Annotated in this window: 2 protein-coding genes; one reads left to right on the top strand and one right to left on the bottom strand. The window is 32.4% G+C overall.

Annotated elements, in window-relative coordinates; all coding sequences use genetic code 11:
• Positions 1-5,330 precede the first annotated feature (5,330 nt).
• A complete protein-coding gene (plsB, locus tag HBA_RS00195) occupies positions 5,331-7,778 on the top strand; it encodes a glycerol-3-phosphate 1-O-acyltransferase PlsB (RefSeq protein WP_097032059.1) in 2,448 nt (815 codons plus the stop codon).
• 20 nt (positions 7,779-7,798) lie between these two features.
• Here the strand turns inward: plsB and ubiA are convergent, their stop codons facing one another.
• On the bottom strand, positions 7,799-8,707 hold the full coding sequence (gene ubiA / locus HBA_RS00190) for a 4-hydroxybenzoate octaprenyltransferase (RefSeq protein ID WP_457920946.1): 909 nt from the start codon (positions 8,705-8,707) through the stop codon (positions 7,799-7,801).
• Positions 8,708-13,068: the final 4,361 nt, after the last annotated feature.

Here is a 13,068-nt window from a genome sequence, read left to right as displayed (position 1 = left end):
TGTGAGACTAATGCAACTTTAATGACATAATCCATAAATTCTTTTATAATTACTTTAATTGCTAAGTTGTTTGTTAGGATAAATGCTTTCTTTCATGTTTCAATGACCGATTTAACCGTTGATGTGGTAAGGATTTAATAATATCCTTTCTCATATCTTAACGTTTTTGAAGGCTTTCACTGTGTTAATAGCATTTATTGCTGACTAGTTAATAGTCAGCTTCTCCTTTACAATTACAATATCAAGCCTTTCAATGACTAAATTTTCTGAAATTTTATGCAGAGATTTTTCTGAAGAGATATCTGTGTTGTTATCATTTCTAACTTTTATTTATTAGAGGTAACTTTTAGTATTTTGTGTTCCAGTGGAAGTAAACTCCTTTATTTATGACTCTGCTGACTGTTAGAGTCGCTGTTAATTTTACAAGCGTATAAGAGATGTTTGAATTTTGTTACTTCTGTTTGAACCATCTCTTCATAAGAAAAGAACATATTTATAGATAGGTTTAATTATTTTGATTTATTAATAATGAGTTAGTATTGATTAATAATCATATCAGCTATAATAAATATTAGTAAATATATTTATTATTCATCATCTGTAAATATAACTTTTATTTTAATTATTATTACACCATCACAGATGCAATTTTACTGATCATAGTTATTAATAATTTAAGTAAAAACTTATAGCTTATTTATACTTGAAGTAAGTATGACAAGTTTGAAGAAAATTATAATTACTTATGTATTTTAACTATAGTCACACATTAATTTTAGTATACACATTTTATGTGATAATTGGCATGTTTTATATAAGTAATACCATGTTAGTTATTTTGTTAACTACATAATCTTGAGAAGATTATCATTTATTTTCATGATATATTGTCGATAATTAATAGACTACAACGTATTAATTGCTTATGATAAATAATAACTCTTGAGTTAAGATAAGTATTTATATTATTAACTTAGGTTAGTGATAATATTTAATAGCTTTAACATTAATATTTTGTATAAAACTTAAATATATTGGTCGTTTTATCTTGATGTTGCTATGAAAAGCAAACCTATCTTGCCATGAGCATATATATAATTTAACAAAAATAAAATAAAAGTAATAATGGTGTAATTGATGTATTAGTATGTTTTTTGATCAGCAAGTTTGATTTTTCGCTAGTATTATCAGTGATTTAATTAAGTCAATATATCAAATAATTTATATATTAGTGACAATTAAGGTGTCACCTATCTTATTACCTATAGGTAAACGCGTATTTATATTAGAATAAATATTTTATTTGTTTTTGATGTTATGATTTATTAATCACTTACATTTATTATACTCTTTAATAAAGGGTAAGTTTAAAATTAGTTAATATTAAACTAATACTACACATCGTCTACCATCTTGTTAAGACTATGATTTTTAAAATGTTACTATATATTAAAGCATATTATAGCATAATATAGTGTTTTAGCAATATTTTTACTTAAAATGATTTATTAATGTTTGTACAACACCGTTACGTTAATAACTAATAAAATTATTAATTTCTATAATTTAATGATCTAAATTTTAAGTCGCTGTAATATTTCACTTTAGATAAATTTTCATGCCACTTGATAGTAAGCTCATATAGCAGTTTATTATAAATAATTTTGCTGTATTTATTACATAATCAAGCTACTATTTCAATTTATTAAAAATATACGCGTTAATCAATTGTGCATCGAAGTAGGTGGTGACTTTATTACTGATATATTTAGTTAGTTACCTTAATTATATCGCAATATAAGTATCCTATCTTTTCATACAGTCATATTCTCTTGAGGAATAGTTAAATTTTTGCATTTAATGACTTAAGGGTTGCATAAAGCTATATTAGCAGTATTTTACTTATAAACTTGCAATTAAATATTTATAAACTATACGTCCACTAGTAAACATATTATCTCCGGTTTGTATCAAGATATTTTTAATACAATAATTGCTTATCAGCGTATACGAGCTACTAAGATTTTCACCTGTGAATCCATACTCTTGGCAGCAATGATGAAGTTTATTAAATAAATTAGAGAGTTTGCTTATAAAGTGCCTATTAAGAAAATTTAAACAAATCTTCTTGCTTAGCTATTTTTTGTTTATTAAAATCAATGCGTGTCACAATATATTTACATGATAAATATCTGGGTGTAAATACTGCTGATGTTCACCTATTTTTTTAAATGCTGAGATAGTTGATAAATACCATGAATAATCACATACCTAATTCTAGGTAATTATATGAATTATTTGCATTTTATGCATTAAGGTCAAAATACCTTCTATTTTATGCTCTGTATATTTATTTTACCTTTATTTAGCATTAAAGATAAAATTAATTTTGTTAGTTGGTGCTGACTTTTTAAGTAAGATTAAAACATCTTGAATGTTATTAACAAGGTTACGTAGTTATAACTATATTTCTTTGTTTAATATCCGCACATTTTAACTATAGCAAAAGCTAACTTGATCTAATTGATCTTTTTATTGATGATTGTTATCTAATTAGTATTTATAAATAATAAAATTATTCTCAGTATTGTTTTAGATCTTTTAATACTGCAGAGTACCTTACTGAAATATGCTAATAAATATTCAAGTCTTTATTAAAATAAATACATTTCTTTGCTAGCAGGATTCATTTCGTCTTGACCTTAACTGTGGGTTGTATCGTTTAGGTAATTAAGATTATAACATACTAAAACTAGCTACCCACGTTGGGTTCGGTATTTATATATAATATTTCCTTTAATAATCTAATAAATAAATATATTTACTGTATTTAAATGCTAAACATCAAAATATTTATTGACTAATATGATACTCATACAGATGAGACTGAGATTATGCATGTCAGCGTTCAACCATAAATTGCTGGATAATTTATCCTTCTTGATCTGAAAATAGATCGCTATACTTATTATTATATTTAATTCCTAAATAGCTTAAACTAATAGTTATAAAGGAAGGTTTATAACTCTTAAATATAATTTAAATAAAAAGTTATTTTTTGAAAGGTTGTGGCTCTTTTGATATAGTACTTACTTAAAATTTTCGGTAATACACAAGTTGAGAGCTAAATACTTAAGTACATTGCTATGCGAGATTTTAATCTTTATCATGTTAATTACTGCTCATGGTATTGTAGCATCAATAGGTTTAATCTTCATCTTGTCATTAAACCTAGTATGGTTTAATAGATGCAGTTTAATATAACTAATAGACTGGTAAGTCTAGCGGCAGTTCTCTAGATACTGTAAGCATCGACCTTTATTATCATTCATACTTACGCGGTTATGATAAACTGTTAAGGGAGTTGTGCATCAGCTATAGCAGATACAAAATGGTAATAGCCAGTTGCTAGTTGCAGAATTAGACATATACATTCAAAAGCAACGAATACATGGACACATAAAATATGTTATTTTATCCTACTAACCTCCGTTTAAGAGAGTGATGCAGCCTCATCAGTATCTAGTTGTGGAGCTATCCTGAACACCTACCTAAATGCGGTATTGTTAGACATACTTTGTATGGGAACTTATATTTCTTCGTCTGTAATTAGTTTGTTAACACGATGCGCGATCTTGCTAAGCTTTACACTGATTGTTTTAAAGTGCTTTATATAGCTTGGTAACTGCGTTGTTGTTTTTCAACTATAATAGTTGTTCTATAAAGCAACCAAATGAAAAAACATTATATTAAGCCGTCAATGTAGGCTTGACATAGCGCTGTGGTACTATAAGAAGTTCAAAGCACAATTAGATCGGTGGTTACTATGCCAAATTAGCACCAGCTCTTTTATAAGAGGGCTGTCTTTGTAGGAGCCCTAAAACCCGCCAGCTAGAGTGCAGCAGAAGATATATATGCCCGCACACCATCTGTACTCTAAGTGAAAACCGTTATAAGTAGAGTATTAAAATCGCTATTAGGCACTACGGGAGACATAACTGAGATTTAATGACCAACAAATTAGCACGACTTTTACATAAACAGAGGTCAATTTAAATCGTTAATATTAGTTATTTACGAAAGATGCATAGTGCATTTGTCAGTGCTAATATATGCACATAACTAGGGGGACATGTGATCACAACCCTTGTGCTGTAATTACATTGAGAACGGAAAGCAGGCTTAAAATATAGATTAGTATATTATTTACTTTTTTTATGAGAGGTATTTATGCATCGTAGAGCAACTAAAGAAATAAAGAACTCAAGCATTTTGATGATGAATATTTCATGAGTCTGTAAGAATTGTGGGCCATGCATTAGTGGTCTAGCAGTACTCAAGGTCTGTCGCACTGCAATAATAGACAGTTATCGTTGAATAATCATGCTATCACCCATAAGTACTATAATGGTCTGTTACTGCTGGAACAAATTTATTACAATTAAGAAAAATTACTATTGCTTAATATATAAACTATTTATCCATCTTTTAATCTCTTGACGTTGCCTGCATTATTAATGATTATATCTATATTTCTATGTTTATGGATCTCTAGTAGGTAGACATTCATGATAACGACAGTTTATGATTAATAGATGGTTAATCTAAAACAAGAAATTCGCATTTGACTTGAATTAGTTAGGTCTACTTATAATGAGTTTTAATGTGATTAGTAGCTAGCGGCGGTTAATCACTTATCACTTGCCTAATTACCAGAAAACCGTTAGTTTCTTTTACTATTAAACTAATATCTGGTTTTCAACAAGATATTAGTTTAATAACTTTTTAGTGCACGAGTGCATTTCAAATGCTTTTCTGCCGTATGAAGTGAACGAAATCATAGACAAGATACAATTTTTGGTGCGCGAGAGGTGGTATGCCGGTTTGCGTTGTATAGTCGCAAATCAAAAATCTATTTTCCTTTGGAAGAGGTTAGTGTTTTTATGTTATACTTTTGTTTATGTATTTTCGGGAATAAATAAAAGAATTGCTAATAAAAACTTGAACGCGATAAATAAAGCTTTATTCACGATAATAGTAAGTATTTTGCGTATAAGCTGGACAGATATTCTAGCTTATATAGGTTATAGCGAGTACAGCAAACACACTAATGTTCACCGCATATCTAAGTACGTCGTCATTTACTCCATACCGTGACCACAGATGATAGGCCATAAAATTAGAACGCGCGCTGGGGCACTATTTATTTTGCACGCAACGTCTAAGCAATTGCTTGTTCTAGACGCGTGGCGGCTTACGTCTTCACAGATTTTCCGCTGGGTTTCTAGTATTTTTACCTCGTATTTGCTTACAAGAGGCTTCACAACAACATGTTAGGTTGGCGTACAATTTATTATACGTTGTTAAATTTACCGCTAAAATTTTTGGTAAGAAGTAAAGTTATTCCAAAAGATCCACGAACTGAAGTTGGCCTAGACCCTCGGCAGCCTATGATGTATGTGTTACCATATAACTCCAAGGCGGACCTGTTAACCTTACGTATACAATGTCTTAAACAAGGTTTTCCCGATCCACTGACGCCTCTACACATTGACGGCGTGATCCTTCCTCGCTATATTTTTATTCATGATGGGCTTCGTGTATTGTCATTTTGCGTTGAAAAATTACAATCAGTTTCACTGTTTCATAATTATCTTGATCTGCACCTCTTGAACCCTGAACTGGATGTGCAATTGGTGCCAGTATCAATTATGTTTGGCCGTTCACCCGGTAGAGAGGCGCAACCTTACCAAGTGTTATCGCAGTTACGACTGCTGATAAATATCAAAAAGTTTTTTGCGGTTTTATGGCTCGGACGCGATAGTGTCGTAAGGTTCTCACAGCCTTTATCATTGCGCTATATGGCTACCAAACACGGTGCGGACAAGTTTATCACTCAAAAACTAACCAGGGTAGCGCGCATTCATTTTGCTAGGTGGAGGCTAGCTGCGGCCGGACCGCGTTTACCTTTGCGCCGTAATTTGTTCAGTAAACTACTGACTTCTAAAGCCATAGAAAAAGCTGTGGAGGATGAGGCTCGCAGTAAGAAAATTTCTGTAGAAAAAGCCCAGCAAAATGCGCTAAAACTGATAGAGGAGATTGCCGCAGATTTTTCTTATGAAGCGATTCGACTTTCAGACCGAATACTGGGCTGGACCTGGAACCGGCTGTATCAAGGACTGGATGTACGTAACGCTGAGCGTGTTCGTCAATTAGCTGACGTGGGACACGAAATTGTCTATGTTCCCTGCCATCGCAGCCATATGGATTATCTTTTACTTTCCTATGTGCTTTATCATCAAGGACTGGTACCGCCGCATATCGCTGCCGGCATTAATCTCAATTTTTGGCCTGTTGGACCTATTTTTCGCCGCCTTGGAGCGTTTTTTATTCGTCGTTCCTTCAAAGGCAATAAGTTTTATACTACTATATTACGCGAATACCTCGGCGAATTATTCACTCGTGGTTATTCGGTAGAGTATTTTATCGAAGGGGGACGTTCCCGTACCGGGAGATTGTTAGAGCCGAAAACTGGCACTTTGACCATGACAATTCAGGCCATGTTACGCGGTGGTAGTCGTCCTATTACTCTGGTGCCGATTTATGTTGGCTATGAGCATGTGATAGAAGTAGGAACCTATGTAAAAGAATTGAATGGAGCTGACAAAAAGAAAGATGGATTTTGGCAAATGCTGTATGGATTGCGCAAATTACGTAACCTCGGTCAGGGTTACGTCAATTTTGGCGATCCGTTACACTTGTCTACCTGGTTATCGCAAAAAGTTCCTCAGTGGCGTAATTATATTGATCCAATTGATAAACATCGTCCCTGTTGGTTAGCACCGGCGGTGGATGACATTGCTGCCGCACTAATGGTGCGAATCAACAATGCTGCTGCGGCCAATGCCATTAATTTATGTTCGAGTGTTTTGCTGGCTTCGAGTGAACGCTTGCTTACTCGGCAGCAGTTGTTATCACAGTTAGCCTGCTATCTGGATCTTCTGCGCAATGTTCCTTATGCGCCGGATATCACGGTACCTGATTTAACGCCTGACGCGCTTTTGTCTCATGCGCTGGCCATGAATAAGTTTACTATTCAATATAACAGTATCGATGATATCATCTGCTTTTCACGAGAGCAGGCCGTGTTAATGACCTATTATCGCAATAATATTCAGCATATGTTAATTCTGCCTTCGTTGGTGGCGAACATTATTTGCGGTCGTCCGGGTATCGCGCGCGAACAACTACATCATCAAATTATGATATTGTATCCTCTCTTAAAAGCGGAGCTGTTTATGCGCTACAGTAAACAGGAAGTGCCGATGGTTATCGACCGTCTCATTACCGAACTAGGGCGCCAGGGATTGGTAAAAATGCAGGCAATGTTACTGTATCCGACGCTAGCTCGTTTTAATGCTTTGCGGCTCTTTGCCGCTAGCGTGAGCGAAACGTTACAGCGCTACGCAATTACATGTTTGTTATTACGCGCTGATCCGCAACTTAACCGTGCAAAACTGGAAAAAAAAAGTTGTATTATAGCGCAGAGGCTATCGATATTGCATGGCATCAACGCACCTGATTTTTTTGATAAAGCAGTATTTTCGACTCTAGTAACAACATTACATACTGAGAAATATATCATTGATTCTGGATGCGCTACCGATGAAAAAATCAGCGAACTCTGTGAGATTCTAAGTAAATTAATTACACCGTCCATTTTCTGCATTATAAAACGTAGCATTTTATTGGTAAAAGGTTCGCCTAATATACAGTAGTGCGGAAGCCTCGCGATAAGCTATTTTGCGTAAAAATACGGAAAATAAAAGTTAGAAGCACCAGGTGGCAATAAACTTAGAAAAATACCAATAAAAATCAACATCCCAACGAAATTGTTATTTAAAAACGCTCGAAAGCATGCTTGTCGTTCGCGATTTCTGATAAGTTTGTGCTGCCAGAGAAATGACCCCGCCGCACCTACTAAGGAAATATAGTAAATCACGCCAAGTGTGCCTTGCCAGCCGATCAGGCCAAGCAATACTAATGTTATTAGTTGCAGGAACCCGATGAGCAATTTATCGAAGCGACCAAAAAGAATAGCAGTGGATTTGATGCCAAGAAGTAGATCGTCGTCCCGATCTATCATGGCATATTGGGTATCGTAAGCCATAGTCCAGGTGATATTAGCCAAAAATAGCAGGCAGCATTTCAAATCTAAATGTTCACTCACCGCTGAAAATGCCATCGGAATAGACCATCCGAATGTCACTCCTAGCATCAGTTGCGGTAAATGTGTATACCGTTTCATAAACGGATAGACGCACGTCATCGCAATCGCGGCTGTTGATAGCGCTATAGTCATACTATTTAACATTAACACCAAAGATAAAGAAATCCCTACTAAAGCACCAAACAATAGCTTTGCCTCTTGTTCGCTAATTGCACCGCTAGGCAATGGGCGGTCTCGTGTACGTTTGACATACCTATCTATTTTGCGGTCCGCATAATCGTTAATCACGCATCCGGCAGCGCGCATAAAAAAAACACCTAAAGTAAACACTGTTAGCGTGCTCAGAGCAGGTATAGCCATACCTGCCAGCCACAGAGACCACAGCGTCGGCCACATCAATAGCAGAGAGCCAATAGGTTTATCAATCCGCATCAATCGGCAATATGCCTCACATTTATTCTGTATAGAACTGTGAATCAACTGATTACTCCTTCTGATTACGACATCTATTAGGTGCTGATATACAGCATGTAAATTAGGGTGCGCGCAGTCAACTAAGTGCGGTTCACGGCCATAAATCATACAGTTAACGGCTAAAGTAGCTTGTAATCCGGAAGTACTATAGTATAAGTACTGCCTGTTAGGCTCGCAATGCAAGTGGCTTTGAATTATTCGAGTAAGCTCAAATTTTGAAATTAACTCATATTAACGGTTTAAGCAATACGTTATTGAATTTACGTTAGATCTTATGATTAAAGATTTGATTGTAGTCCAAAAACTTCTGTTATTGACATACCACATATAGAATTAACTGGTTAATGCATATAACTGTGGATCGCATATATCACTGTTGTTGTATACCTATAATATTACACACTAATATTATGCTGTAGTTACACATTAAGGTTGTTTACTAATGTTGTTTGTTGCGTTTATATATAATATTAAATAGACAACTAAACAAACAAACCTAACCTACTGAATTTAAATAAAATAATTAAACTAGTGCTTAACCAGAATAATACTAATGATGATAAAACAATTCACATTAGTGTTCGTCAATGAGTGGCTAGATAATAAATTTCTTATTTGACCGAGTATTGCAACCAAGCATACTTAATCTTGCCACACCCACTAACATAAATCTTAAGCTAAAAACTATGAAAGAAAGATATACAACGTCTGAAACAGACCTTTAAATTTCAAATAAGTTTAAAATTACGAGGCTTTTGATGCGCCACTTCCTTAACTACTCTCAGTAATAAACAATTTTAGAACTTAATATCCAAACAGCATTGCTATGCGGTATTTTTAATCTATATCGATAAGATTAATCACTATTTATGGCATTTTTTGAGTTTATTAGACTGATGCTTGCAGAATTATAAAACATAATTTAGTGTACTAATCGTAGTTTGGTGCAAGCAATCTTTAACTTTAGCATCGACTCACCTTGGTGTTAGGAACATGACTTCCATCTTAATCTTTACCTAACGGGGTTAACATGTGCTGTTAATTTGTATGCTAGCAGGTGAAAGAACTAGTAATGCCTACTTAGCAGTAGCAAGTAAGGTACTTAAAACAAAGACAACTAATACATTAAAATATAATATATTATAAATATATGTCCTATGGTTAAAAGTTACACAGCCTAGTTAAGGCTAGTACGGTTATGTACCTGACATATAGATGAAAAGTGTTAAACTGATTTTATTGAGGGGGCTTGTGTTGGCTCGGCAGTAAATCAGTAGATGAATCGATGTTGCTTTTTCCCGTACTAGGAATTAACCGTTAAAGTGCTTCAGATAAGTTTAGTATCTGCGTGATTAGCTTTTTAGCGTGTTAATTGTTTTATAGCGACGAAGAAAATTACTATACTAGATTAAATGCCGCCTGGCAGGCAGTGTGACGCTATCAGATAACACATAGCATCAATTTCTAGCTAAGAGATACTCAAGGATAAGTAGCATTATGTAAATTGTCTTTACAGGAGTATAAAGATAACAGGTGGATTTTCTAGGATAGTTCGTATCTCATTATCGGAGCGGCATTTGCGATAACCTTTTATATCATGTGGTACTAATCCTATAAAATTATATTAATATAATTAAGGTTTAACATTAATCGCATTAGAGCGTCAGCTCCATAACTAACTAGGTGGTAACAAGTTTTAGTTAAATTTATATAAATCTATCAGTTAAAATTAAAGGTAATTCCCCACCCGGATAGGCCATTTAAAAATATTACTTCAACTAAAAGTTAATTTAATATTAGGTACATGCTAAAGCTATTATTCAATCGTGTAAGTAATAATTTTGGGGCCAGACCGTCTAGTCATGTAAATAGTATTTTTCTTTTAACTATTTGGTTACCGCAAAAACAAGAGATATTCAATTAAACTGTGCATTGATTTGGTTCGGTGTTACCATAAAGACATTTAACAAAATTAATAGATAAACTTTTAAATAAAGAAAGTAAAATTTGCAGTCTCTTTCTTTAGAAACGTTGTAAAAGTGGTATATCGATGGCAGAGTAATGCGATTATCTTAATCGCGCTGTTGCACGTAATTATTGCCAATATTAATTTACTTAATTAATTTCTATTGAATAATAGCTTAGTTTGTTGCCGCAGCTACTATACATCATTTATAAATGATCGCCGTATAACTAATTTAATCAATTGTAGCTTAATATATTTATTTAGTTACTTTTCCACATAAAACGGATATAAACATGTACGCACTACAAATTAAAATTAGACGATGAAGCCGTTTAGCTGCATCTTATTGCATTTATTTTGCGATAATTAGAAAATTATCCTTTAAAATGTTTTGTGGTATAGTTGGTCAGTAACTGTACTTTACAGTATAATTAAATATAAAAAAATCCTTTTTGGCTACTAAAAATTAGTTTAGCATCGAAGTTTACTTTAATTGCTGTAATTTGTAATTAATGTCGTGATGTTGTTTAACGGGTTTATTTATCTAGCTTGATACGATAATAAATTAGTGGTATTTGTGGATAAGTATTTTATAAGATGTGTTGCAGATTATGTATATGAAAGTTTAAGTAATCGTCATTAATATATTTTGTTGGTTTTGGTAACTTTACTCCATTTATATTTAATAGATTATTAATTATATATGCATTTGATGATAGCTATTTTCTTGGTTTATCTAGGTGTGAATGTGGTATACTAAATTATATATATTATTTTATATAAAGTTAGGATAACTTATAACTAATAAGGTTGTGTAGATTAATGAATTGCTATTTTACTACTTGATGTTGCAAAATTTTTGATTACACTTTATGTTAATCCTCAGTTTAGGTTTTCTGTTTAATATACTGTTTAAAATTGATTTAAATAATATGCAACGTAAAGTTGAATATTAATGTCTTACTCTGTGTTAATCGCTGACGTTAATACTACAATATTGGTAACTATACAAATATACGCGATGTTAATAAAATGCTTATCAAACATTATTAATAAATTATTTAGTAATTGTGTTATTTTAGCAATTTACATTTTCAAAATAGCGGTAACCATGTGTTGATATTTAACATAGTTAAATTATAGGTAATTTATTACAAGAACCAGTCTTTATTAAATTACTATTCGGTCAATTGTAGTTAGCTCATAGCAATAGCTATCATTTTATTTTAAATAATAAGTATAATAACGTTGCGGTATTGACTAATATGGCGTGCGCTTAAAATGCGTCTGAAATCGCAAGAGATTCAGCTTTTTGTCGTTGCTGAATAAGCTGTCAAATAGCACAAGTACTGCAGAAGTCATGTACTTTTATAAGAAATAATGCAGAGACAACTAATAATTTTCTTTTAACAAGCGCTACTTGCATTTTCATATTTTTATTTAGTAGGTTGAATTATTACTAAAATTTTGATGTTACTTTTAAGTAATGTGTATGCATATTAATATATGCTAATAATAATTTAAACTAGGGTAGTATCTTCTGATACAAGCAATATAGGCTCTATTGATCATTATTGTAGTAGTTTAACACTACACTGTATTGTTTTAATTCTATATATCCTTTAGTAATCGTTTACAGCAAACTTATACTTGTCTTGATTTTATGTATGTCTGTCTTACAGACAGTTCAATATAAGACTCTTTGATATGCGCAACTTACTGACAGTACAATGAAACTAAAAAAAACTAAGAAATTATTTTTATTTATTATTTATAGAATCTACTAAGATAGTAAAGAAACTATTTGTTTGCATATTGATAATTATTAGGCAGTAACAAAATATCTAAATTATGTTAACATGTATTATGTTACATGACGAATATTGTGGGAACATACTAATTCTATCTGCATTTTTGTTATTTGCCTAAATAACTAAAAGCTAAATTTCTTTCTCGTGACTTATCCGTTAATAGGTTTAAAGGTAATTAATAACATCGAAACTTGATTAATACTGTTGCAGTTATTAAGCGCGTTGCGACTATGATAAACTAATCTGATATTAGTTTACGAAAAGTTCATACGCTTTAATTGTTTTTGAACCCGTAAATCATTATTTAATATGCAGTTTATTTTAATTAGGATTGAACAGTAAAACTATTGTTAATTATAACTTCATTGCTGCAAGTTATAATTAACTAGTTTACATAGTAAAACAATTTGTTATCGGTGTAGCCACGACATTAAGTGCAAAAGTATTTAAAAGTACTAAATTTAGTCAGTAATTTATTTACACTTTGTATATGTTTATATATTTTACTGACTTTTGCTATTTTAAAATAATGCGTTTATACTTTAATATTAATCATGCAATTGCGATGAAATATCATTCAACAGTAA

The sequence above is a fragment of the Sodalis endosymbiont of Henestaris halophilus genome (assembly GCF_900161835.1).
Classification (GTDB): Bacteria; Pseudomonadota; Gammaproteobacteria; order Enterobacterales; family Enterobacteriaceae.
Note: the sequence above shows the minus strand (reverse complement) of the source record. Positions and strands in the feature narration are given on the sequence as shown.